The 25565-nt window shown below is 52.7% G+C and carries 17 protein-coding genes and 4 pseudogenes; 9 read left to right on the top strand and 12 right to left on the bottom strand.

Annotated features, from left to right (window positions below):
• Window positions 1–41 precede the first annotated feature (41 nt).
• From K3T82_RS34640 to ltrA, 3 genes and pseudogenes are all read right to left on the bottom strand, one after another.
• A complete protein-coding gene (locus tag K3T82_RS34640; RefSeq protein WP_220198061.1) occupies window positions 42–1442 on the bottom strand; it encodes an IS4 family transposase in 1401 nt (466 codons plus the stop codon).
• 64 nt (window positions 1443–1506) lie between these two features.
• Window positions 1507–2001 (bottom strand): annotated as a pseudogene (locus K3T82_RS34645) (AAA family ATPase); the annotation flags it as partial.
• Window positions 2002–2007: 6 nt separating this feature from the next.
• Entirely contained in the window at window positions 2008–3807 is a 1800-nt protein-coding gene (gene ltrA / locus K3T82_RS34650) for a group II intron reverse transcriptase/maturase (protein WP_220196912.1), read from the bottom strand.
• On the opposite strand from ltrA, the gene K3T82_RS34655 reads away from it, so the two are divergent.
• Window positions 3695–3946 (top strand): hypothetical protein, encoded by a 252-nt coding sequence (locus K3T82_RS34655; RefSeq protein WP_220197514.1) that lies wholly within the window; start codon window positions 3695–3697, stop codon window positions 3944–3946. The two genes, ltrA and K3T82_RS34655, sit on opposite strands and share 113 nt — an antisense overlap.
• Window positions 3947–4391: 445 nt before the next feature.
• On the opposite strand, the pseudogene K3T82_RS34660 reads toward K3T82_RS34655, so the two are convergent.
• Window positions 4392–5525: pseudogene (locus K3T82_RS34660) on the bottom strand (AAA family ATPase); the annotation flags it as partial.
• A 586-nt stretch (window positions 5526–6111) separates the two neighbouring features.
• Here K3T82_RS34660 and K3T82_RS34665 point away from each other — a divergent pair.
• The gene (locus K3T82_RS34665) at window positions 6112–6828 is read left to right on the top strand and encodes a hypothetical protein (protein WP_220198062.1); all 717 of its coding nucleotides are present in this window, start codon (window positions 6112–6114) and stop codon (window positions 6826–6828) included.
• 253 nt (window positions 6829–7081) lie between these two features.
• Complete coding sequence (locus tag K3T82_RS34670) at window positions 7082–7318, top strand: hypothetical protein (protein ID WP_220198063.1); 237 nt, start codon at window positions 7082–7084, stop codon at window positions 7316–7318.
• A gap of 376 nt (window positions 7319–7694) precedes the next feature.
• Here the strand turns inward: K3T82_RS34670 and K3T82_RS34675 are convergent, their stop codons facing one another.
• The 3 genes from K3T82_RS34675 to K3T82_RS34685 form a co-directional block, all read right to left on the bottom strand.
• Window positions 7695–8051, bottom strand: a complete 357-nt coding sequence (locus tag K3T82_RS34675; RefSeq protein ID WP_220198064.1) for a hypothetical protein — start codon at window positions 8049–8051, stop codon at window positions 7695–7697.
• 160 nt (window positions 8052–8211) lie between these two features.
• The gene (locus K3T82_RS49665) at window positions 8212–8346 is read right to left on the bottom strand and encodes a 30S ribosomal protein S21 (RefSeq protein ID WP_307811287.1); all 135 of its coding nucleotides are present in this window, start codon (window positions 8344–8346) and stop codon (window positions 8212–8214) included.
• 71 nt (window positions 8347–8417) lie between these two features.
• The gene (locus tag K3T82_RS34685) at window positions 8418–8804 is read right to left on the bottom strand and encodes a zinc-ribbon domain containing protein (protein WP_220198364.1); all 387 of its coding nucleotides are present in this window, start codon (window positions 8802–8804) and stop codon (window positions 8418–8420) included.
• Between the two features lie 793 nt (window positions 8805–9597).
• On the opposite strand from K3T82_RS34685, the gene K3T82_RS34690 reads away from it, so the two are divergent.
• The gene (locus K3T82_RS34690; RefSeq protein ID WP_220198065.1) at window positions 9598–10140 is read left to right on the top strand and encodes a hypothetical protein; all 543 of its coding nucleotides are present in this window, start codon (window positions 9598–9600) and stop codon (window positions 10138–10140) included.
• A gap of 927 nt (window positions 10141–11067) precedes the next feature.
• Here K3T82_RS34690 and K3T82_RS34695 read toward each other — a convergent pair.
• On the bottom strand, window positions 11068–11592 hold the full coding sequence (locus K3T82_RS34695; RefSeq protein WP_220198066.1) for a hypothetical protein: 525 nt from the start codon (window positions 11590–11592) through the stop codon (window positions 11068–11070).
• Window positions 11593–12137: 545 nt separating this feature from the next.
• Here K3T82_RS34695 and K3T82_RS34700 point away from each other — a divergent pair.
• The 3 genes and pseudogenes from K3T82_RS34700 to K3T82_RS34710 all read left to right on the top strand — a co-directional run bounded on the left by K3T82_RS34700 (window position 12138) and on the right by K3T82_RS34710 (window position 13320).
• A complete protein-coding gene (locus K3T82_RS34700) occupies window positions 12138–12332 on the top strand; it encodes a hypothetical protein (protein WP_220198067.1) in 195 nt (64 codons plus the stop codon).
• A gap of 244 nt (window positions 12333–12576) precedes the next feature.
• Window positions 12577–12948: pseudogene (locus K3T82_RS34705) on the top strand (tetratricopeptide repeat protein); the annotation flags it as partial.
• 63 nt (window positions 12949–13011) lie between these two features.
• Complete coding sequence (locus K3T82_RS34710) at window positions 13012–13320, top strand: hypothetical protein (RefSeq protein WP_220198068.1); 309 nt, start codon at window positions 13012–13014, stop codon at window positions 13318–13320.
• Between the two features lie 622 nt (window positions 13321–13942).
• Here the strand turns inward: K3T82_RS34710 and K3T82_RS34715 are convergent.
• Together K3T82_RS34715 and K3T82_RS34720 are read right to left on the bottom strand one after the other, a co-directional pair.
• Window positions 13943–14821: an SDR family NAD(P)-dependent oxidoreductase gene (locus K3T82_RS34715; RefSeq protein ID WP_220198069.1), complete on the bottom strand. Its 879-nt coding sequence runs from the start codon at window positions 14819–14821 to the stop codon at window positions 13943–13945.
• A gap of 312 nt (window positions 14822–15133) precedes the next feature.
• Entirely contained in the window at window positions 15134–15718 is a 585-nt protein-coding gene (locus K3T82_RS34720; RefSeq protein WP_220198070.1) for a TetR/AcrR family transcriptional regulator, read from the bottom strand.
• Window positions 15719–17104: 1386 nt separating this feature from the next.
• Between K3T82_RS34720 and K3T82_RS34725 the strand changes: the two genes are divergently transcribed.
• Window positions 17105–20548 (top strand): FG-GAP repeat domain-containing protein, encoded by a 3444-nt coding sequence (locus K3T82_RS34725; RefSeq protein WP_220198071.1) that lies wholly within the window; start codon window positions 17105–17107, stop codon window positions 20546–20548.
• Window positions 20549–20921: 373 nt separating this feature from the next.
• On the opposite strand, the gene K3T82_RS34730 is transcribed toward K3T82_RS34725, so the two are convergent.
• A protein-coding gene (locus K3T82_RS34730) for an IS5 family transposase (RefSeq protein WP_236031787.1) occupies window positions 20922–21745 on the bottom strand; the annotation gives its coding sequence in 2 pieces (ribosomal slippage) (window positions 20922–21430 and window positions 21430–21745; 825 coding nt in all).
• Window positions 21746–23216: 1471 nt separating this feature from the next.
• On the opposite strand from K3T82_RS34730, the gene K3T82_RS34740 reads away from it, so the two are divergent.
• Window positions 23217–24476: a pentapeptide repeat-containing protein gene (locus K3T82_RS34740; protein WP_220198072.1), complete on the top strand. Its 1260-nt coding sequence runs from the start codon at window positions 23217–23219 to the stop codon at window positions 24474–24476.
• A 644-nt stretch (window positions 24477–25120) separates the two neighbouring features.
• On the opposite strand, the pseudogene K3T82_RS50360 reads toward K3T82_RS34740, so the two are convergent.
• Window positions 25121–25405, bottom strand: a pseudogene (locus K3T82_RS50360) (chromate transporter); the annotation flags it as partial.
• Window positions 25406–25565: the final 160 nt, after the last annotated feature.

Raw genomic sequence — 25565 nt, forward strand, 5'->3', positions numbered from 1 at the left:
TGAGAGCTCCCCGTGCTGAAGCACTGACACTTACACACAAATTATGAAGGATGGAGAAGAGCAGCGAGATGAACGCCATCCAAGACGTCCATGACCCGCATCCATCCTTTCCATAAGGTCTGCCATCCAGGGGGACCATCGCTCTTACGGTCGAGGTAGCCTCCCAGGCGCGCAATGGCGTGCCACACCTCTTTGGCCGTAGTGATACTGCGATGGCGTTTATCCAGGAAGAGAAGAACCTGGGTGGCTTCTTGCGAAATCACGTTGGTCGCAGGCGTTTCCTCCGCTTCCTGCGCCGTGTGCCGAATGACGAGCAAGCGCAGGGCTATGGGAGTCAGCAGCGCAAGCAATTTCCATTGGGCCTGTATGCTTTGCAGATTGTGCTGTTCCATCCGGCAGCCCGTTTTGAGGGCCTTGTGGAAGTCCTCCAGCAGCCAGCGCCAGCTATACCATTGCACCACTTCCCAGGCTTCGTCTACACAGGTGATCGGCAGCGTTGTCAACAAAATCCACTCCAACGGCTCCTGTCCTTCGGGTGGCTGCGATTCCCAGACGCGCACCACCCAGGCGGAGACATCGGTGTTGTGCAAACAGGCTCCGTGCAGAGGAGGCTGGACATGGACCTGTTGACAAGTGATCTGTAAAAGCGCTTCTCGTTTGGGCTGAGCGCGTTGAGCAGGAATGGTGACTGGGCGGGCATTGATGGGTGAAAGAAGACGAGCGAGAGACTTGAGAAGACCTTCGTTCATCTCAGCTTGCTCATCTTCTTGCGACATCTCGATGCGGCGATCTTGGGCGACTCGCAAAACAAAGTCATATCCAAGCTCCTCACACGTCTGCCAAAACGTGTACACATCGCTATTGCTGTCGCTCACGTAGATCCATTGGTGCTGCTGGGGAACCCGCCCGATCTCTTGAATGCTCTTTTCCCATACCTGCGATTCTCGCTTCCGCTTTTTGCGCTGCGCCTTTGTCTCCCCAAGGGGAGCGAGCTCACGAATGAATGGGGAAAGCATCATGCATCCTAAGAGAGCCTGCGTTTGAGGGTCCATCGCGAGCACCGTGTGCAAGCTGAATCCGATATCGTCTCGGCTGTTGCCCACCGGCCCTCGACCTTTGAGGGCGTTATGCCTTGTGAAGTCAAACTCAGTCGTGTCAGCCAACAGCAGCGTTCGAACGAGTTGGGTCGCCGCGTGGTAGGTTTGGCTCCAGTGAGGGAGAATGAGATCCGCATATCCGAATGCCGGGTTACTCAGAAAGCGATATCCCCCTTGCGTCTCTCCCCAGGTCTCGAACGCGTGAGGCAAGGAAGCCGATGGGTCCTCTGCCAGAGTGTTGGCGATCTTGATCAAACGATCCGTCCGACGCGGATCTCCCAATTCTGCGGCTCCGAAGGTCTGGATGGTCCATTCTTCGGCGTGCTGTAGTGGGTCTTGTTCCATGAGCCTTCCTCCTTGGCTTGTTTCTGACATCTCCTTTCAGCACGCCACGAGTTGTGTGTAAGTGTCAGTGCTGAAGCAGCGGAGGTTCCAGAGGTTCGTCCCACGCTTCCAGTTCTTCATCTTCAGGATGAGGAGCTGGCTCTAATGGAGGTTCCTCTGAACTTTTGGGCAGACGCACTCTGGCTCGAGTCAGACCCAAGCTTTGGGGCAGGTCCTGCCCCTCTTTCGCGCGTTGGATGAGACACTCGTGTGCTGCCCGCAGGCGCGCCTCCGCACCTTCCCAATACGCCTGGTATCGGGCACACGAGGGGATGGGATCTCTTGGATTAAGATAGGCAGCCAGAAACGCCGAGTAGAGATCGCGCTGCACGGGACCCACACCACACTCGCACTGATGCCAGCGCTGAGAGAGCGGTTTCTTCACCCGCTTGCCACAGCCATGACACCATTGGCTCAGCGCTGTGGTGCGTGTGGGGACTTCCACCAGGGTGCCGCCCGTGCTTGCAACGGTGCGTTTCAACCATGCTACCAACATCCCTGGTGCTCGTAGCCCCACGCTATTAACCTAAGCAGAGGAGTCACCTCCTCTGCTCGGCTTCAGAACCGTGCTTGAGATTTTCACCTCACACGGCTCCTCAGTTGTACAGTCATTGTCATTGATGCTCGTCTTTTGCAACCTCGCGTGTCTTTCGTCATGGCAGTGTCGATGAATTGCCATGAGATTGTGCAGTACATCGTTGCTGTGATTGCAATCGATGTGGTCAATTTCTATCAGGTCACCCTCTCGAAATATGAGTTCACACCACCTACATTTGCCCTGTTGTTTTCGTAAGAGCTTTGCGAGTTTGCCTTTTGTCATGGAATGGTTTGCTATTCGCTGGCTCCAATAGACCAAGTTTCCATCGTAGGGGCTTGCTGCTCCTTTGACTTTCACATGCCTTTTGATTACTGTGTCGCGGTGGTTTTTCAGGTTGAGTTCTCCATTCCCAAAGACCCAATGGCGTTCTCCTACTGTTTTCCAGTATTTTTCCGTTCTCCATTGTGTGTTCTTGTGTGGATGCCTGAATTTTGCCCATGAACGCAGTTTTTGGTAGACCAGATGATCGCATTTCTGGTAGGTCTCTTTCGAGACCACCGTTTGATAGTATCTTGACCATCCTACGATTTTAGGATTTAACTCCGCAATAAGCTTCTCTTGTGGTGCTCCTTTCAGTGATCGTACCACTTGTTGAATGTCTCGGAGGTGTCGTTTGACTTTTTCTTTCTCTGGCTTAATAATGGTTTTAAACCCGAGAGGTTTTCCGTGTCCATTCTTCCCCGTGTGCGTTTTCCCTACGGGAAATTGTCGGATGGTGAAGCCCAGAAAGTCAAATCCAGCTGGACCTCCTCGTGCTTTGAGTGTATGGGCGATTTTTGTTTTACTTGGTTTTAGCTCTAACCCTATGGTTTGTAACCACTGTATGGCTAGTGTCTGGGCTTTCTTTACTCCTTCCTCTGTCGGGTGTAACACCACAAAATCATCAGCATATCGGATGACTTGAGGAATACCCTCCTTGGGCTTATATGCGCTTGTTATGGTCGTTTCTAGTCCGTGTAATGCAATATTTGCCAGTAATGGAGAAATTACTCCTCCTTGCGGAGTTCCTGCTTCTGTTTTCACAAACATTTCATTTTCAATCGCACCCGCTTTTAACCATGTTGTGATCGCCTGAGTCAGTTGTGGATAGGTCGTAAGTTTCCTTATCAGTTCTTCATGGTTGATGTTGTCAAAACAACCTGCAATATCAGCATCTAGCACAAATTTTCCTTTGTGTTTGATGCTGATAAAGATTGCATCGATCGCGTCATGGCAGGAACGACCGGGACGAAAACCATAACTATTGATCTCGAACTTGGCCTCCCATTCTGGTTCAAGGGCAAGTTTGACGAGCATTTGTCGCGCTCGCTCCGAGAGAACGGGAATGCCTAATGGCCTTTTCTCTTGCTTTCCCGGTTTCGGAATGTGGATTCTTCGGACGGGGGGCGATTTTTCGGGCCATTGTTGAGGATGGATGTGTTTCACAAGATCAAGTCTTTGTGCCGGTTTGACTGATTTTACTCCGTCAATCCCAGCCGTCTTTTTTCCCTGATTATCCTGCGTCACCTTTCGTACCGCCAGGGTTCGGGCTGCTTCCGACTTGATCAGCAGTTTCTGAAGTTTCTGTACTGCTCTTTGGTTGCCTTGTTGACTCGCTCGGAAAATGCGCTTTTGGATGCGGAAGCAATGTTTCTCTAGCTTGCGCCAGGGAATGCTGCTCCAAGCCTCACTCTCAGGGTCATTGGCCTTCTTTGAGGTTTTGATCCTGGATGCTTTCCTCTCTGCCATCGTACTTGTGCCTTTTCCTTCTGTACTACCGCGCTTACGTCAGCATATCCTGGACGTTACTCCAGGCATTCGCTTTTTAAGCGATCTCGCCAGGAGAGGCATACGGTTGGCACCTGCTCATGGTATCGACCTCCCTTGAGAGCCTTGACCTGGTTATTCCGTTCCTGTTACCTGTTTTGCGCTATCGTAGGTCTGCACTATCCACCGATGAACTCTTTGGGTGATGAGAAGAGCGGCAAAAATCCCTTCTCCAGTTCATGTTCCCTTTTTGGGCAAGCCTCTTATTCTGCGTAGGCTTGGTACAGTTAACGATGGTTCTTTCATGCATTCGTTTCATCCGTCTTGTGAGACGAACTGCTGACCGTAATAGCCTGCTAGAAGAGATCAACAGGGCAGACTCCTGTCTTATCCTCATTTAAACCCGCTTTGGAGATTGATGACCAGTCGCTACTCCAGGGTTTATGCTGTTTCCTCATCACCAGAGGAGAGAGGAATTACACCTCTCATCAGGCAACAAGTTGTCTCGTGTTCGCGAGCTCGTCATCCCTCGATCTTCTCGATTTCGACGAAACGGATCGCACCGTGCCAAACTGCTTCTGCCATGCCTTGTAGGAGATCTTTTCGAGGATGATGGTCTTGCCCAGCGCCATCACCTCATGGACTTTGCGGCCATGCAGGCTCTTGCGGTGTGCTGCCAGCTTGCGCTCTTTGGTCGCTTTGCGTCGCCTCGTTGCCTGGTAGCGCTTGCTTTGTTTCCACGGTCGCTTCTTGGCCCCTTGCTTCTTGATGCGCCCCTTCGCGTCGTAGTGCTCAGGGTTGCCTGCTCGCCGCTGTCGATCCATCTGCCGCTGCAAGCGACGTATGGCCTTGGCGTCAGGGGCCAGTTCGGCGCAGAATACCTCCAGGCTGGCTTCTCCTTCCTGGGGAACGAGCGCCAGGGTCGAGGGACCCAGGTCAGCACCAACGATCCCTTGCCCAACCGTGTGCTTCGCTTTGCGGTGAGGCGTCCCCTCTAAGGCGAGCTGCACGACGTAGCGGTTGCCCTCGGCATCGGCTCCAGCCGCTCTCTTGCTGCTGGCAGGACGCTGGAGGAGACGGGCGTACTTGATGCGATGTCTGAGCCCATGGGTCACCACCTCATCCTGCCAATTGATGAGGGCTGGGAGATGGTCACCGTTCCAGAGGAGGAACCCTGCATTTCCTGCTTCGGGTGGCTGCAGGACAAAGCGCAGACCAGTATCATTGCGCTTGTTCTCGATGCTGCAGAAGCCTCGCCCTCTGCTCTTGAACCGCACCCGCCTGGCGTGACCGAGGCAGACACGATTGAGGGCACGGTAGGAGCGAGTGGCCAGGGTTTGGGCGAGTACCGCCTCAATGTGCTCGGCAATCCAGCCCACACGCAAGCCTTTGACCGCTTGATGCAGGGCGGATTCGGTGAAGCCATGGGCTTTGCGCAAGGCGGAGAACGCCGCCGCTCGCTCCGCCTTGTGGGCGCGAGAAATGGAGCGGGCCTCTTGCCAGGCGGGATCAGCGCGCATGCGGCGCAGGCGCTGTTGCCCCAGGGAAAGGATGGCATTGGAGAGCTGACGGGCCGCTTCCAGATGGGCGCGCAGGCGCTTGGCCTGCCCGGCGTTCACCACGAGGGGCAGTTCCAGCAGGAAGGTGGGGGTGCGGATGGTGGGTGCTTGTGTGTGATTGCTTGCAGCCTGACGCTTCATTATCCCATCTCTCCTGTGCATGGCGCTTTGTGTCTAGAGCATATGTTCCATAGGATAGCAGCGTGGTGACCTCTCGTCAAGTGCCCCACCATCCGCTGGTGCGAGGATCCGCCCCTCCCCTGCGCCTTTCAAGGAACGGCGATGCATCCCTGCCATCAATGAGCAGGGCTTTCTCGCTCGGATTCTTGTAAAATGGCAACGATGCTGTTTTTGTCCTTTTGTACGCCGCTTTGTCTCCTATGGCGGCACTACTCAATTTTGGAAAAAATACGCGTTTCAGGGAGGCGGCCATTGACAATCGCTCGCCAAAGATGCCATACTGAGGGTGGAAACATGCTGTGCGAATTTTCTTCACTTTCCATCTGTGCTCACTCGTTGCTCGTGATCCCACGATTGAACGCTCCCCTCTCCCATCACAAGCCTTCTCGCAGAGAGCCTGATATGCCTGGTAGATACCGTGTGGTCATCATAAGGAGTGACCGTTCTGGCCAAGTTATCCATGAGGTGCATTCCCCTCATTTTTACCGTGGAATGTTCTTCCCAGAAGAGGCAGGTTTCCTATCTGTCTCAAAAGGAGCCAGCGCTGATGACCTACGCACTCCAAAACAGGGGCAACGAATACCAAGAAGCCCACCACATAGCTGAACAGCTTACAGCCAGCTGTAAACAGCTTCATATCCCGCTCGATGCTATTGACTGGCAACAGTTGGGGATGCAGGCTTCCGTAAAAGTGGATCGTATCGAGATTGCTTCGCTCCTGACCCTCAGCCGACGCACAAGTGCTGATCTTCTTCGTTCCATCCAAATCAAGCTGTTCGAACATGCAGCTCTCAAAGCTATTCATGCACACCCTCACCTGAAAGCCTTGATGTGGGCCCCTGTTGATGTTGTTCAACCACAAGCCTTTTTAAGCCTCTGGATTGTAACGACAGAAACGGATGAGCGTGTTCCCATCACTGAGTCCCTTCAACAGGGGCGTCGCGTGTATGAACCCTACAGGCTTGACGGAAGTAAGGAACAACTTCTCCTGTTGTTTGGACCGATGGGGGAAGGCACATATCCACTTGGTGAGAAGATTACCTTTCAGGTGCGAGAACGCCACTATACTGGAGAGATCTGCTACATCCTTTCTCCTGGCAAAAATCCGCTAAACCGGAAGTATGTCTCAAAAGGATCTCCAAGCAGACCAGGCAACGCATACGCCAGTGACAGCGTGGCCCGATACCTGGTACATTGCCATGATGGCTTTCCCCATATTGTGACGCAATTACAAATCACCGACAAGGGAGAAACGCCCTCCTGAAACGCAAACGCGCCTTCGGAAGAAGAAATTGGTGGAGAGACGAAAGAGGCAGTGTGCCCCGTAGTGCGAACAGAAAGAGGAGAGCATGGAGCAGAGCCTCTCATGCAAAGGCCTGCGTCTTCTCTTTTCGGAGCCTCTATCGCATGTGACACCTATTCCTTCCTTCATTTCGCCGTATGAGGAGGAGCATTCAACAAAGTGTATTCCCGTGAGAACCTTCAAAAAGGCTTTACGGTAGAAATTGGAAACATGCATGGCGATACCAACACTGAACCAGACCGAAGGGGTGTGGATCACTCGTACCAAGAATCAAGGATACCACTATATCCAGGAGATATTTCCAGGAGATACGCCTCAGGAACACTTTCATCGGGCCAACTGTCGCCTGCTAATCACGAGAGGGATTTTAGCACCTGAGCACCAAGATGATCTTCGGTCATCACAGCGAGCTTGGGATGTCACACAGCGGTATTGCCAGGTGCATGCTTAATGCTTTGCCTCCTGACAGTATCGCATCGTCCATAGCTTCTCTGGGGGCAGTTGCCATAGAAGGACTAGCCATCAAGCAGAAGCCCCCACACTCCCTTCACAGGTGTTCCGAAGGGGCAATGAACGCCAGGGGAGGGTTAAAACAAGTTTCTTGAGAGTGGACAAGTCTCCCTTTCCGTTGACATCTGTTGCTCTTGCGTTCGTCCTTCGTTTCTGCTAGAATTGCTCCTTGTACGGTGAGTGACACCGGAATGTACGCCTGTGGAGATCCTGTAAGACCTGGTAGATCCAGGCAGGTTGTTCGTTGAAGCAGGAACCGAACGCCAGATAGGGCTTGTCCATCTTTGGGTCAGTTTCGGATAACGGTTGAGGATGCGTTACGTCTCTTGTTGGAGCCTTCTTCGCCGTTGCTCGGGGCTCCAGCGAGTCAGAGTGAAGGTCTCACCATCATTCTTTGGCTCATAATAGACGGTTGCGAGATCAAAGTCCGTCACAGTGCGAGTGCTCACGTAATCAGGGCTGTGCTGACATTGCAACCATTCAGCCAGCTTTTTCTGCGCACATCCCTCACACAGGTAATCAAAGCAAGGGCGTCCCTGCTCATTCCGATGTTCATATTCGAAGACGGGGATGGCCTGTTTGCATCGCTCGCAGAGACGATCCCAATCTTCTCCACCAGTGATAGTACATCGTCTGAGACTCCAGATGAGCTGGCCTGTTGGTAGTCTATTCATCGGATCTTCTCCTGAAGAAAACGCGGGAGAAAGTGCAGGAGACGGCATATATTTCCCTCCCATCCTCACCAGCGTTTCGCCTCACGCCTCTCCCCTGATCTCGAAAAGAGGGCTTACTTGCATGGAGAAGCACGCCCTCTTTAAGGATATCTCTATGGGTTCAACCGACCCGTGGCGAGAAGCGAGCGCGTTTCTGCCTTCGGCGTTGTGCCTCTGCTTTGCGTTTCCGTCGAGCCTGGGATATCTCATAGTGGCGACGGCGACGAGCTTCAGCTAAGATGCCTGCATTTTGCACGCTGCGGCGAAACTATTTCACCGCAACGTCAAAAGGCCTGTCTGGGTTGACAATAATCTGGCACATCAGCATTACCAGCGCGATCTGCTGCTATTGGAATACGCAACTTCACGGGGCTGATAACAACCCTGGCAATAGACGGGGCGGTCATCTCGTGGTTGGAAAGGAACAGTGGCTTCGTTTCCACAACTCGCGCAGGTAGCGGTGTACATTTGGCGTGCTTCGCGCAGGCGGAAGCCGCCACGCGTGCCTCCATTCGCCTGCTTGCGGGCGGAGCGGCACTCGGGGCAACGACCTGGGGTATTGGTCAGTCCACGGCTCGCGTAAAATTCTTGCTCGCCGACAGTAAAGGTAAACTCCTGATTGCAATCGCGGCAATACAGTATCTGATCAGTCAAAAGGAACTCTCTTTCTCCGCTCTGCGGAGTGAATAGGTTAACTGCGGTATTGCGCACCATCACCTCGGTCAGTTTCCTAGGAGCAACAAAGCACGCTACGACGTCTGTGTAGTATAGCACATGCTCTCTTGTTTTGCGAGAGTCGCCATCTCTTTGAGCATTTGCATGTTCTTGCGTGGATGTTGCCGAGAGAAGAAACCGCTCAATTGGTCTCTTTTTGTCGTCCTGCTCACGGATGCTGAGAACACTGACCTTGCCCCGGTTTCATGGTTCGTCTGCAACTTGATCCTGCTGGCGAATCCTCGAAGGACAGGTAACAAAGCCAGGCGCAAGAGGCATCATCAGTGTATTCACAGGGAGGATCAGTTTTCTTGCCCAAACGTTCTGCAACAGGCGTGCTGTGAAACCTGAGGTGTCGAAGGAAAAAGAAGTGTTGTTTTGCTTCCATAAGGACAGACTCGACCTGCTTGCTGCCCATTCATTGAGCAGGCTGCTCAGGAGGGTTCGCCAGCAGGATCGAAAGTAGGTCATCTCCATGCTCGCAAAATGCTCGGTGTCCATGAAGAGGAATGCTCATGCGTATGGAAAAGACGTCGAGCCGACCCTTCTTCTTCTGTGCAACACTCGCTCTCGTGGTTTAAGCAAAAAGAAACGGCTTGCTCACGCTGTTTTCCTTCTGGCTTGTGTGCTCGTACAGAGACGATAGGAATGACGGCGTTGGTATCGAGCAACCGACGACCATCCTTGGCAGAGAAGCAAGATCTTACTTCCGTGAAAGCCGGATCTCACTCCTAAAGCGGAGGCGCTGATCCAGAGCATACTTGGTGCCCAAACGTGGGGATTCCCAGGCAAAATGGTTCACCTCCTCAAAAACAAGGCCGACTTTTATCACCTCCTTGACACGTTACCTCGGGATGCTGGTACGCATGCGTTGACCGATGCCTTCCGGACACCAGACTACCGCATTGCCGCTGTTGATGTGTGGCAACGCATCACTCTCCGTGTGCTGTGTGAGATCGAGACGCTCTATACTCAAGCCGGACTTGCGGGGAGATATCCATTGGGCCTGCTCCTACGCGCCGCCGAATCGGAAGGCAATCGCGGTTCTTGTCTGGTCTTTGAACATGCGAGACGGATCACGGTCGTCCAGACAGGCAAGATCAAGGAGGCGAAAGGGGGCAGTCAAACTGCTTCGTTTGCACATTGGGCCGATGCCCTGCAGAACGCACAGCAGAGACTCGTGGCGATCATGAACACGGAGAAGGAAGACCGGGTGATCATCAGCCGCTATCTCGACGTGATGGATTCCCCAGGCATGTCGGTCTTCATCGTCGATAGGCAGGCGGCGTCACGTGGCTGGAACGGGACGAGCACGTACCCTCCCTCAGACAGCTAAGTTGCGCCACGCACAAGACCAGTACGAAGAGCGTGCCGCGACCTTCTTTCTCGACGCAAGTTACTCGCGCTGTATCTGTTGAATGGTAGAAATAATTCGTCTTGCATATTGCTCAAGGAGTTCTTTCCCGTGAGTATAGTAAAAGACTTTATGGTAGGTTCCATCGCATGTAACGATTCTCACTTCTAATTGCTCGCCTTCGAGCAGTTCAACATAGGTTGTTGCTCCTGTTTCATGACGCGTAAATGGAATCTCTCTGATGGGAGTTCGTCGGTAGGAATGCATGCTCATAACGCGGAGAGAGAGATGTCCTGTTGTCGCCGGATACGTGATCCCACATGCTATTTCATAGACGTAGGAGTCCGATTCCCGTACTCGTTCTTGCAGAACACATTCATATGAAATGTGAACGACCGGATCGTGAGATTGATCCTCCACGAGGGAGGGGTTCGATGGTGCTCTCGACAAGAAATGACTCGCTTTCTGAACAGAGACACAACAAAGGTTTGCTCGTCAACCGCATGCAGAAGCTTCTGCCACCCTTTGGTATTGCGTATCTCATTACACTCTATCGGGAAAGAGATTCTGCCTTTTTCGCTTGCTCGCCTGCTGATGTCATTTCGTATGGTTTGGGAACAGAGGATCCCAAGGGGGATTACAAGGATAAGGAACAGAAGAAAGAGCGGCTGCATTATTGTCTCCTTGTGGCTCTATGCTCGGCAAACCCTTTGCAAGAATCATATGTGCTATGACAAATGCTGATAACGAGGCCGCAGAGGCCAGTATGTGAGGAGTAGATCTTCAGAATATTGCGATGAGACACCATAAGTATACATTATTATTCAAAATAATACAATATCCAATACAAGCAATAATAACATAAATAAGCTCATAAAAAGTTGAGTATATGGAGAACAATCAATCCGGCTAGCATACGATCAATAAGTTAAAAGTAAATAGAGTGTAGTGATGTTGAAACTTTCTACGCTCTTCCTGCAACGCGGGTGAGCTCGTATGACCTACATCGTATGAGACCCGCACGCGGCGCGAAAGAGAAGTGAGCCTGCTCCGGACAAGAACTGGGGAATAATCATGGAAACAACGCTGGTAATCAGCAAAAACAGCCGGCATCTGATGAATGTAAAATGATGGAATATTTCGCTCTGCTCGGTCAGGCATTTTCCCTCGATGACGCAGCAAAAATGCCGGTATTTGCTCAGAGCGACCTGTCAGGTAGATCACACAGTGCTGCGCATTGATGACCAGATAAGCCAGTTCCTCTAACATGGTTGGCTCGGTTTGCTGGAGCCATGCCATGATGTCTTCCGTTGAACGATAACGGAACTGGAAGACTCTCTCACCGAGCACCGCTTTATTGACTTCCACTAAATTTTCGGGATACCTGCTCTCTAGGGCTTGCAGGCACGCACGCAAGCTATCTTGAAGTTCCATCACATTCCCTCCTGACCCTCCCGACGCCATTTCACATGCTCATTCCTCTGCCCACAGTAGACGTCAGGGACACATGCTGAAACGGCCTCACTTCTATCTAAAAAGGTACACACCCCAGTGATTCTTTCTGACGTGCTCAATGCACCGCGAATGATGGTTGTACCATCCAGTCCCTAGAGAAAACGAGTATTGCTATCTCTCTCACGAAGTGACCAATTCCATAGGTGTCACAAGCGATGTCAAACAGGAACACGAACACATTCTCTTCGGAGGAAACAGAACCTTCATACAGCTTTTAAAGAGAATGAGGTGAGGGCAGTCTTTTATATCTCATCCCCTTTGGGTCTCAAACTCAAGAAATAATTGGAAAGCTGATCAAGACACGAAGGAGTTCGTGCTTTTGGCTCTTGTGGGCCTCAAACTCGAAGAAGAATTGCATTCTCTATGTTTCAACGTCCCAACCTGCTTCTACGGTTGACGTAGACGGAATAAATATACTGAAGGTGCATGAGACTATTTTGCTTCACTTCGAGGTGCTAAAGCAGATGGATAAACGTGTTAAGCAACATGTCCTCGAATATCTGAAAGATCTCTGTTCGGAGGAACGAGCGAGCATACAATCGCTTGAGTTGCTCATGAGCTACGACCAGGAAGAAATGTTGTTTGCGCCTCTGATCGCTGCTCTTCAGCAAGCCATCGTTGAGGCCAAGCACATCATTGTTGTGCTGGAGCAGCCATGATACTCTGTGATAGAAGGCTAATAGTGACCGACTCTCCACGACTAAAAGCCTGTCACTTATACACAAATATGAACGTTTGCAGAAGATCCTCAGCATGATGCGAGGGAAGGGTATTGAAAAAAACGCCCCTTGACGCACACTGATGTGCTTTCAGCGTGGCGAGACAAGCGACGTTTTCGGTGAACTTCTGCTCACCTTGAAGCGCTACGAGGAAGCGTTGCCCATCTGACAGAAAGCTGCTCGTCTAGAGACAACAAAGGCAACTCATCAAGAGAAAATCGGCGATGTGTTGAAGGAACTGGGGCGTTATGAAGAGGCCGTTGAGTCCTATAACCGAGCGATCCGACTGAATCGCTCACATGTCCACCCTTATAGCTCAAAAGCATCAGCTCTGGAGAAACTAGGACAGTGGGAAGCGGCGCTCGCTGCGTATCAAGAGGCGCTTGCAGTTTGCGAGAAAGCGCTTCGAGCAGAACCCAAAAGCTTCTTCTTACGCGTCTCTCGGGCCGATATCCTGAAGCATGTGCAGCGCTATGACGAGGCCATGGCCGAATATGACCTGGCACAGAACGTGGCTCCTCATCCTTTTATGGCAGTGTATTGCATTTTTGGGTAATCCAAGGCTGGGAATGCCAAAAAGGCACGTGCTCGGCTGCAAGCAGCAGGCAAAGAGATCAACATGAAGGCGATAGAAACTGAGGTCACGTTGATCCACAAAGAGAGAACGTTAGCGCCACTGAGATCATCGGTGCTCTTTCAGCCTCTCTGCCTCTTGATGCAAGAGATGCAGGAATGGAGTGGGAAGCCAAGTCAGTTGAAAGAGTTCTTATCCACTCGTTTTCCTGATGAGTTGAAGACATGGTATCGGTCACCCTCAAAGTTTGTTGAGGAAGTCAAGAAGATCACCCCTGCACTCCAGGAAGAAGGAATCACCGTTGACATTGCTCCTAAAACTGAGCTTATCACACTGACCGCCAAGACTGAATAGAGATGGATGTGGCCCTAGCAGCTCTCTATCCAAGAACTGCTAGGGTTTGCCTTCAGAAAAGGCACGACCTCTGGAGGTCATGTTTTGGGAAGGGAGGAATGGGTGTGGGCTTCACCACTCCTCCTTCACATCATGCGCCCTTAGATCGTGATCCCCAAGATCTCCGCTAGGTCGCGTGTCAACCTTTCTAGGTCCTGAACAACTTCGGGTGACATCAGATGACTCACGTCCAGCACACAATATCTCTCATTCATAGGCACAGCGTAAGCATGTGAGAAGCTGTGCTGAAACGATGCCTTTTGTCGCGGGGCGTGAGTGGAGAGGCAGACGTGATACCACATCCAATTGATCCCTGATCGGTAATCATCTCACTCTTTTTGCTCAGAAAAAGAAGAGAAGGGTCCTGAGAAAAAGCTCAACTTTTTATGCCAAAATCGGTGGTTTCCTGTGACAAACAGCAGAGGATCGCTGGAATGATGCTATGCGCAGCAATCCTCTGCACTCAGATGGCGACTGACTCATCAAAGGTGAACACCATCGGGGTGTGGTATGTATCAGGAGTTCCTGGATTTTATCAGCGGAAGCCACGAAGGTCACCAAGCGGTCGGCTGTATGTTGCGCATCAGACCGACAGCAGGGTGTTTCTAACGCCTGCGTACCTGTCGAGCAGGCGGCGTAAAGACGCCACGTGCGTCTCGTCATACGCCAACTTCTGACGCTTCTCGAGGTCCTGCGGCTTTGAAAACCAGTAGCCGGAGATATCCTTGAGCGCTGGATCGCTGGCGAGCGCCACGATATTCGTCGCGGACTGCGCAGGCGTGATCCCAAAGAGGTGAAACATCATGCCGAAGATCGCCCTGGCAAAACCGGGCTGCGCACGAATGATGCCGGTATCGCGGACCAGACCAGCGACAGCGCCATTAATGGCCGGTCCGCTCGGATGTTCGTCCGCATACATCTGTTCATAAAGTCGGCACGCTGACTGATTCTGCGCGATCGCGCGTATGGTGCTGAAGTTCTTTTCGAGCGAGGGGTCGTCCTCGAACAACTGCGGCTTCTTCGGTGCGTTCGCGCTGACGAAGACCACGCGGCCATCCTCGGACTTTGAGAGTTCCAGCGTCAATGCCTCGGTGAGGAGATAGCGGCCCAGGAACTGCGTCGCCCAATTTTCTTCCAGGCCATCGGCGCTCACCCTCCTTTTGGTGGCGACTGTGCCCATCGAGTGAACCAGAGCATCCAGCCGCCCGCCTAGCTGTGGCCTGAGGGTGCGGACAAACTGCTCGATGCTGCTGAACAGCATCACGTCCAGTTGCAGAAATGCGATCCCCGCCGGGCAGTGGGGCCGAAGCCGCACCACGGCGGCCGCGCCCTTTTCGGCGTTCCGGCCCGCGATCCAAACCTTGTAGCCCTTCTTGCCGAGAGCTTCAGCGACGGCCAGACCGACACCGCTGTTGCCACCTGTCACCACTGCAGTCCGCAGCATGCCTTTCCCCTCACTCATGCTGAGATCCTCCTTGATTGAATGCCGCAAGAAAATGCGCACATCTCGCGTGATGTCGTCAAACTGAATGAAGCCGCTGCGGCGGTGAAGACAGTGGGAGGGCCAAACTGATAGACATGGATGCTACGCATGAAAAATGCTCCTCAGGTGAAATGATAGTGCTTCAAATTGTTTTCTCGCTTCAACCGGATCGTTGATCCCAATCAGATCCATGGTCCAGCCTCGCGGAGAGGAAAAACCAGATGTCATGCAATCCTCTTTTTCTCGCATGAACAGACAGACCGATCATTCGTTCGGTATGGAACAAAAAATTTAGCGGGCTATCGCATCCCAGCACGCTTTCGCAATCTCAGCCAGCGTCGCATCATCCAGACGCACCTGACCAGCATGGACTTGCTTCGCCAGCTTGAGCGCCATGCCATAGGTCAATTCGCTGATGATCACCAGGGGCAGATCCTTGATCAACTCCTGGGCGCGCAGGTCCACGATCAAACGATTGAGTGTTTGCTCCTCTCCAAGAGCATCGTTGCATGCCTCCTCCGTATGGATGGGCACGCTTTCATATTGCTCCAAAAACACCAGTTCCTGCCGGTGTGCGAGCCCATAACGAAACATCGAAAGCCAGAGCGTTTGAAAGCGCTTTGCCAGCGGTTGTGAAGGGTCGTCGGCCCCCACAATGGCGCTGATCATCTCCTGCATGATGCGCTGATAGAGGGTCTGGAGCAGATCCTCTTTACTCTCAAAGTGATGGTAAATGCCTCCCGCACTGACTCTGGCGTGCCTGGAAATCAGCGACATCGGCGTATGTTGTAGTCCCTGCTCTGCGATCAGTTTCAACGCCGCCTCTAAGATGGCTTCGCGCTTTTCTCCCTTTGGGATAGTGCCTTCCTCGAACACACAATACTCCCTTCCCACACAAACGGCAAACCGTGACGCGGATGAAGAACCAGGGTGAGTGTTTCTTTTCTCACCACTGGGATACCGAATGACTATTCTGTTTATACCATATTCTTCTGCTATTTGCAAGGGGGAGTGAGTGACGCAGGTGAGCCTGCTTTCACAAGCATGAACAGCAACAAGTCTGGTCAGAAAAAGTTGAGCCGTCTCATCAAATGAGCGTTTTCTGACACTCATGATGCTGCTTTTCTGGTATGGAGAGAGACCGGAGGCTTGTGGAGAGGAAGAATTCTTGAACAGTCTCAAAAAACGTACCACAATCAAAATGTCATTTTCTGCGAGATGAGATGAGTCTGTGACACTCACCGCAGAGGTTCTATGAACATCAGCGCAGTGTGCATATCTCATCTCTTGCATTCCTCAAAGCTCGCTTGTTTTTCTGAAAGCGCTTCGAACATCGCTTGTTTGGTTAGGGTTTGCCTTCAGAAAAGGCACGACCTCTGGAGGCCATGGTATGGGAAGGGAGGAATAGGTGTGGGCTTCACCACTCTTCCTTCCCATCATACGCTCCTGATCGTGATCCCCAAGATCTCTGCCAAGTCGCGCGTCAGTCGTTCTAGGTCCCTAGCAACTTCAGGTCGCATCAGATGACTAAATTTACAACATACCATATCTATCATTCATAGGCCCGTCATATACATATGAGAAGCGCATGTGGAATGCTGTGCTGAAACAATGCTCTTGCCATAGGTGGTAAGTAAGGCGAAGAGCGGGTCTCCCGCTCCTTTGGTGAATGATGAGCTTATTGGGTGATTGCCCTTTTTCGCAATCTGCTCCCAGAGCCGTACAGATCTTTTCCTGATCTTGTTATTGCAGACCTTATCACCAAAGTGGCGGGAGACCCCGTTTATGGGTCAATGACTGGCCGGATTATCCCTGCTGGGAAAGAGGCTCTACGAGGAACGTGAACTCGCCTGAGCAGGGTGGTTCAAGCCGTTGTCCCTACAAATTATCCCGGTCATCCTCACCCTCACGCATCGAACAGTAGGGAATGCTCATGCAACTCGTTGAGCCACATCGAATATTTTCTCTAAATAGTAGATATCCTTGTCTTTTCTCTTCAAATACAATACACTTGCAGTAGCAAGTGTATTGTAGGTAATAAAGAGGTAGGCATGATTTCTCATGCTCTAGGGCAGTGACACGCCGCCTGCCTGAGAAAGAGAGGTGCTCTCCTCCCAACCCTCGATCCACCTTTCCCCGGACACTCAGCGCCTGATCATCGGCCTTCGTAAACCGTGCATCTGTATGCAATGTCTTGAAGCAATCGGCTCCCCATCCTCAAAGGGAGCGGGAGCAGCCATCGCTGAAAGGAGCCGTGTGGACATGTCGCAAGAAGAGATGAAGAAGCTCACAGCAAAGGAAATGATGGTGCAAGAAACGGCAGGCGTCTTAGGGAGGCATTCCCAGGTGTCGGATGCCGTCAGGAGCATGGGAATGGCAGCCCCCCTGTCGTCCCAGCTATCGTTCCAGGCTACATCTTACCCTGTTGGCAGATTTCCCTCGGGTGTAGCCGTGGGCGATTTCACGAACGATGGGAACCTGGATATCATTGTTGTTAATGCTCTTGATAACACGGTCTCGGTCTTGCTGAACAATGGGGATGGCACCTTCCAAGAACCCCCACTGACCTATAACGTTGGCGCAAATCCTGCGGGCGTGGCCGTGGGCGATTTCGCGAACAATGGCTACCTGGATTTCGTCACTGCTAACCAAGAAGATAACACAGTCTCGTTCTTGCTTCGGCCAGTAGTGCCATGGGCACTGAGCGCTTCCGTTGGCACACGGCCCTCGGGTGTAGCCGTGGGAGATTTTGCGAACAATGGCTACCTGGGTATCGTCACTGCTAACCAAGATAGCACGGTCTCGGTCTTGCTGACCCCCTTCGGACCCGAATATTCCTATAATGTTGGCCAGGGTCCTATCGCAGTAGCCGTGGGCGATTTCACGAACGATGGGAACCTGGATATCGTCACTGTTAATGCTCTTGATAGCACGGTCTCGGTCTTGCTGAACAATGGGGATGGTACTTTCAAACAGCACCAGGACTATGACGTTGGCGCATTTCCCTGGGGTGTAGCCGTGGGCGATTTCAATGGGGATGGCTACCTGGGTATCGTTACTGCCAACAACGATGACCACACGGTCTCGATCCTACTGAACAATGGAGATGGCACCTTCCAAGAACCCCCACTGACATTTCCCGTTGGGCAGGGTCCTATCGCCGTCGCTGTAGGCGATTTTACAAACGATGGGAACCTGGATATCGTCACTGCCAATTATAACGCCAACACGGTTTCGGTGTTGCTGGGCAATGGGGATGGTACCTTCCAAGAACCCCCACTAACCTTTCCCGTTGGCTCCGGTCCCTGGGCCTGGAGTGTAGCGGTGGGCGATTTCAATCACGATGGCTACCTGGATATCGTCACGGCTGACAGCGATGGCAACACGGTTACTGTCCTGCTACAACAACCGCCATCACCGCAATCGCCATCACTGACTGTGCAGGTAAACACGATCTATCCCACAGCGCAATCTCCCTTTAGCGGGGCCGTGGCCACGATTAGCGGAGTCGGCAGTGCCAACGATACGACGGCGAGTATCGACTGGGGGGATGGTACTCCCGCGACCTCGGGGTCGGTGAGTGCTAATCCCGATGGCACGTTGACGGTGAGTGGGACCCATACCTACACCACTTCAGGCCCCTTCACCCTGACTGTCATTGCAGACGAGGGAACAACACTCAGTGGTCAGGGGACTGGACAGGCAATCGTACAACCACCACTACCACCACCAGTTGTGCGGGTAAACACGATCCACGCCACAGCGTTCTTTCCCTTTACCGGGGCCGTGGCCACGATTAATGGGAACTACTCCTACGTGAGGATAGACTGGGGGGATGGGTCTGACCCTACCACTGGAGCCGTGAGTGCCAATCCTAATGGCACCTTGACGGTGACCGATACCCATAGCTATGATCCCGGCACTTATACGCTCACGGTGAGCGCAACTGATTCGCTAGGAGAAAACAGTTTTCAGGGAACTGGTACAGCGATTGTAATACTGCCTGTACAGGCAAATACGATCCATGCCACAGCGCAAGAGCCCTTTGGCGGGGCCGTGGCTATCATTAGTGGACTCTTCGACTTTGATACGACGGCGAGTATCGAGTGGGGAGATGGCACTGCCACGACCTCGGGGTCGGTGAGCGCCAATCCTGATGGCACATTGACGGTGAGTGGAACCCATACCTACACCACTCCAGGAACCTTTCCCCTGAACGTCAGTGTGACATCGGGAATAGTCAGTGGTCAGCAGACTGGCCAGGCGATGGTGTCATCGGGACTGGCTGTGCAGGTGAATACGATCTATTCCACAGAGCAAGTGGACTTTCTCGGGGCCGTGGCCACGATTAGCGGAGCCTCCAGCGGCCCCCTCTTTGTGACGATCGACTGGGGGGATGGCACTAGTGGCCAACCCAACGTCTTTAGTGAAAACCCTGGTGGCACATTGTCGGTGATTGCGGAGCATACTTACCTCACTCGAGGGACGTTCGTGCTCACCGTGAGCGTTATTGATGAAGGAGGCGGAGGAAACACTGTCCAGGGGACTGGACAGGCCATTGTGCAACCGGGATTGGAAGTGCAGGTCAACACGATCCAGGCCACAGCGTATGTGCCCTTTAGCGGGGCCGTGGCCATGATGAGCGGAGCCAGCAGCGCCAGCGATACGACGGCGTGGATCGGCTGGGGCGATGGTCTTTTTACCTCGGGGACGGTGAGTGCCAATACTGACGGTACCTTGACGGCAAGTGGGACGCATACCTACACCACTGCAGGGACCTACACCCTGACCGTCAGTGCGGATGAGGGAACACTCCATGCTCAGGGGACTGGTCAGGCCATTGTGCAATCAGCACCAGGCGTACAAGTCGTGCATGTGAACACGATCCAGGCCACAGCACACGTGCCCTTTCACGGAACGGTGGCCACGATTAGTGGAGCCCGCCGCGCCAGCGATACGAGGGTGATGATCAACTGGGGCGATGGCACTGCCGCGACTCCTGGAACCGTGATAGCCAATCACACCGGCACCTTGAGGGTAAGTGGGAGCCACATCTACAGCCGAGGTGGCACCTTCCTCGTCACTATCAAGGTGAAGGAAGGCGCACATACTGTCACTGGGAAGGGTCGAGCCATCGTCAAGGCGGCTCGCCTGCATGCCCGGGCCTTTGGGGTGCAAAGCCTCACGCCACCGCAAAGCCCCTTTGGCGATGTCTCGATCCCCTCCACAGGAGGCACGCACACGGTGACGGTGCCTTCGGTGCGGCTCCCCGGGAACGGCCTCAGTGTGCGAACCATCACCAATAGAGTCTCCGGTGCCCTGACGACAGCGCCTCCCCTTGCCAGTGCCTCCTCCGAGATCGGTGATCTGCATGGCTTTGGCATTGCCGCCTCGGGCATCACGGCTACGGCTCATGGCGACATGTCTTGGCCCAGTGGGGAACACAAACTGCGGGGGACAACGACCTTCGCGACGTTGACCATTGGCAGCATGACCTTCCCGGCCCACTTTGCGCCGCAAGCCAATCGGGTGATCCCCTTTGCAGACGGTTCGGGTACGGTTACGCTCAATGAGCAGACGGTAACCCGGCGAGGCAACCGGCTCTTGGTCGTGGTCAACGCGCTGCATCTCCGGATCACCACAGGCCCTCAAGTGGGCACGGACATCGTGGTCGGGCATGCGGAAGCGGGTATCACGCTCTCCTAATCTGTAGCGGCTGCTCTCTGAGGAAGCCCCTCCCTTCCTGAGAGGAGCTTCCTCAGGGAGAGCCGCTCTTAATGTCAAGATTTACACTCTTTGCACGATCATTTACAAAACGTTGATGGAAAAAGTAAGATGGGGAGCAGCTTCTCAAGCAGTCAATGGCTGATCTGCTCACTCTTCGCGCCGATTGATCACTCGTCGGATCTTCCCACGGGATGCACAACGAGGTGACAGCAAGCAGGCAATACATTGATGGAAGAGGGGTTAAAAGCAGACAAAGCTTCTTCGCCCTCATGACGTGCTCAGAGGGAAGATACACCTCGTTGAAATTGTCTCTTTGTAAGCCATTTCCTGTAAGAAGCTGTGTGAAAAGGCTTTAGGAGCTGTTTTGAGCCAAACGCCTAAGCATGATCCGGATCATGGCGAGATAGATCCAGGCTTCCTCACTGCTGGGAAGCATTTCATAGTCCTTGCCCAGCCTGCGCCAGGTGGAGAGCCAGGCAAACGTTCGCTCCACAATCCATCGCCATTTGAGCACGTGGAAGCCACTGGGGCGGATCTGTTCCTTCTCAATGATCGCATCCTTTGGAGCCCAGGTGCCGCGCTGGCCGCTCCAGGGATGCTCAACCACCTCCACCTCCCAGCCGAGCATCTCTTTGACCCATTCGATGAAGCCCCCTTTCTTGTAGGCGCTGTCAACCCAGATCAGCTTGAGCCGAGGAAAGCAGCCTTTGAGCGGCTTCAAGAGGGGCTTCCCACCCTCATGATCTTGGAGACCAGCCTCATGCACCAGCACATGGAGGATCAGGCCCAGGGTATCGACGAGCAGATGCCGCTTGCGCCCTTTCACTTTCTTTCCGCCGTCATACCCGCGAACCCCCCTTTTTGACTGGTTTTCACCGATTGGCTATCGATGATTGCCGCACTGGGTGTTGGCTCACGACCCTGCCTGACCCGGACCTGTTCACGCAAGGTGGTATGCATGCGTTGCCACGTTCCATCCTTGCGCCAGATGCGGAAATAGCTCCAGACGGTGGACCACGCAGGGAAGTCATGCGGCAACGCTCTCCATTGGCATCCCGTGCGATCCACGTAGAAGATCGCGTTGAGCACCTCGCGCATGTCTGTGGTTCGCGGGCGCCCACCCTCTTTGGCTGATGGGATCAACGGTTCCAGGATGGCCCACTCCCGGTCAGTCAGGTCGCTGGGGTAACATCGGGATGACCGTCCGCAAGTCGTCTTCGGGGAGAATGGCTGTTTCCTCCGCTCTCGCCTTGTAATCCTGTCTTCTTGAGCAGATGGGGTCTCAGGAGATGAGACGGAACCGGAATGGGTCTTGACGTCGGTACTGTGCTGCCTCCAGCCCTGTCGGTTCAGCAGGCGATAGATCGTGCTGTCATCGACCAGGTGTCCCACGTGCTCCTCAAAGGCGTGGTGGATCTCGGCCACGGTCACGTTCTCTCCTTGGGCTGCACAGGCCACGAAAGGCTGGAGGAAGGCGTGTTCTTGTTCCAACGTAAGGTATTGACGACGCCGTCCACCTTTCCCAGGTGTCTCGATGGCCGCCACTCCCTCCCGCTTGTAGGCGGCAATGACCCGGTGGACGGTTGAGACTGACACTCCCACCGTTTTTGCAATGTCCTCAGCTTTTCGCGGAGCGGTTAACGCTTGATAAATGATCTCCCATAACTTTCGCCGCCAAGGACGCGATTCTCTTTGCATTCGGGCGTACACTGCGCCCTCGGACAGATGCGTGGCCGCATGGGTGACTCGATTTCCCATCAGCTTGCTCCCTTTCTTTTGTCTTCCTCCTTTCTAGAATACTACGCAGATTGCGAGTCGGCTTGGTATCTTTGCATACAGTTTCTAAGGAATTCCCCGACCAGCATCTTACAGTCGTGGTGCAAGAAGGCGAAAACGATAACGACTAAGCGAAAGCATGCAGTTACGAAGATCTGATCCCGGTTTCTCAGGAGATGTATCTCCTGAGAAACCGGGATCAGATCTTCCCTCACTACTGATGAAGAAAGATCCATGAAGATAACGGAAGGGGTATTCATTGAAGAAGGAGAGATGAGCATAAGTTCAAACACCACCTCTTCCCTATCATGCACTTCTAGATCGTGATCCCCAAGATCTCCGCTAGGTCGTATGTCAGTCTTTCTAGGTCCCTAGCAACTTCGGGTCGCATCAGATGACTAAAATCCAAGCACACCATACCCATGTGAAAGCGTTTTACCTGTGTGAAACGTGATTTTGCAGACTATTAGGATATTGAGTACGCTCTCTGCAAACGTGCATACGTAGTGGTGGAAGCACAAGACAAGCGATTCACTTTCGCTTGCCCCTTCTCACTGGGCTATTTACTGTACATCCCCTCACTTCCTTACGACAAACCTCTCCCTTCTCGATCATACATGAGATTGAATGGCTGGTTCAATTGCACATGCCTCTGGTGGTTCTGGTTCCTTCAAAAAGGCGAATTGGAACGCTCCAACGACTCTAGCAGTTCATTGATGATATCGGGGTTGCAGGGTTTTAACGCTTCCATCTCTTTGAAGTCAAAGAGCAATGCCACTCTATCTCTTCCCACAGGTATTATTGTATATTCCTTTCTCTCTTGCGTTTACATAGGCACAAGCATCAAAAAGTGTTTTTATAGAGGGAGATCATGCAACAGAAACGCTCTTTTGGGAAACGGCGTTCGTTTATTGTGGCGCTTTGTGTGTGTGTGCTGGGGTTAGGTGGAATCGGATATCTTCTGTATCTGGGCTACCAGGCTCCATGGACCGGGTTTTCGGTTCCTGCTTGCTCCGCCAATCAACCGTGTTCATCCAACAAAACATTGTGGGACTGGCTGCAACTTCTTGTGGTTCCACTTGCCTTAGCTGGCGCTGGCTTTTGGTTCTCACAAGTGCAGAAAAAAAACGAAGTGGAGATTGCGCAAAAGCAAAAAGAACATGATCTACAGATTGCACAAAAGCAAAAAGAAGCTGAACAAGAGAATACAGAGGAGCGCTATCGCAATGACCAGGCAATTGCCTGGGACAAACAAAGAGAAGATTTACTGCAAAACTATCTGGATCGTATGTCCGAATTACTATTGCAAGAAAACTTACGAACATCTCAACCAGATGCGGAAGTTCGCACCGTGGCACGAGTCAGAACGCTCACGGTGTTAGGTCAGCTTGATACGCCTCGCATCAATCATGTCCTCTCCTTCCTACGGGAAGCAAAGTTGGTTTCAGCCCAATCTGGCGAAAGTATCGTTTCTTTGAGCCAAGCGGATATGCAAAGCGCCAATTTGCAAGGAATTATAGCTCATGGAATAGACTTTAGCCAAACGAATTTTCGCAATGCCAATCTCAGCGATGCCAACTTCTTCAGAGCTAATCTCAATCAAGTCGATTTTCGCGACGCAGACCTTCGCAATGCTAACCTCAGCAAAGCAGACCTTCGCAATGCTAACCTCAGCAAAGCAGATCTTCGCGACGCAGACCTCAGCAGAGCCACCCTTCGCAATGCTAGCCTCAGCAACGCTAACCTCTTCGGAGCCAACCTCAACAACGTTGCTCTCAGCGATGCCATCCTCCGTTATGCGAACTTTCGCAATGCCGACCTCTTTAAAGCCAACCTCAGCGAAGCAGACCTTCGCGATGCTAGCCTCAGCGAAGCTAATCTCAGCAATGCCATCCTCAGTAAAGTGGATCTCAGTAATGCTGACCTCAGCGAAGCCAATCTCAGTGGAACTATTCTTAGCAATGCCAATCTCAGCAATACTAGCCTTTTCAGAGCCAACCTCAATGGAGCCGATCTTACCAGTACTGACTTCAGTGATTCCGATCTCAGTGATTCCGATCTCAACGGAGCGAGTATTCAACGAGCATTAAATATCACAGAGGAACAACTCAAGAAAGTAAAAATACGTTAAAACACTATCCCTTTTGCCCCTTGGGTAGATTGATGTTCCAGTGGCTTCGATCCGGTTGAGGAGGCTGAAAGTATTGCTTGCGAAGGAAAATATTTCTGTCAATAAGGAAGAGGCGTATAGGTGGCACAAAGCCATGCGCCTCTTCCTTGTTGACCCTTCCTAGATCGTAATCCCTAACACCTCCGCCAGATCGCATGTCAGTCGTTCTAGGTCCCTAGCAACTTCGGGCGACATCAGATGACGAAAATCACAGCACACCATACCCATGTGAAGACGCCATACCTGTGTGAAACGCAAATTCGTACATTCTCAGGATAGTGTCAGAGTTGGTTCAGCTTCAGCCATCACTTGTCGCTCCATATCCACCTTGCGAGGCCCACAATAGAGGCACGACCAGCGATCACAGCGCACGCCTCACCTCACCCGTTTCCCGATGGAGAAACCGATGGCGCAGCGCCTAGGCATCAGGACACACATAGAGCGTATCGATCCCATCCTCCAAATGCCAGTCCACCCGCTCCTCGACGGTCGGGGTATACACACAGCCTCATCGCATCGTCGTTTCCAACTCCTCTCACAACCACATAATATTGATAAAGTGTTATATACTTGTGTTTATCAAACTTCTCAATGAAGAACTTGAATGCGGCTCCATAGCCTGCCAGAAACTGGTCATTATTCACCCAGCCAGCAGGGACCACCTCCCGCTGCAAGAGCGGCAACACCACATGTCCGCCACCAAAGACGAGGGAACCAACCCGAAAAAACATATCAAAGAGGGCAAGTCCCTGCGCGTGGACCACGAGCCGAAGCACTGGTAGTCCGACCAGGAGGACCATAAAGAGCACCTAGCAGAGCACCGCCCATCGCCATGACACCTTGAGCGGGAGCACCGTGCACTCACGGCCTCCGAGATGACCAGCCAGACCTTGCTACTGATCACTGAAGGGCTGGCGCACCTCGCTCCAGGCTTTTTGCCTACGTAGAGGATGGGCGTGTGAGCCGAAGGAGGCAGTCCAGCCTGGGAGCAGCTCCCTGTACTGCTCGTCGCCAATGACCCCAACTTGAAAAATGTTTGTCTACACAGCT

It is taken from the genome of Ktedonospora formicarum, assembly GCF_016587355.1.
Classification (GTDB): Bacteria; Chloroflexota; Ktedonobacteria; order Ktedonobacterales; family Ktedonobacteraceae; genus Ktedonobacter; species Ktedonobacter formicarum.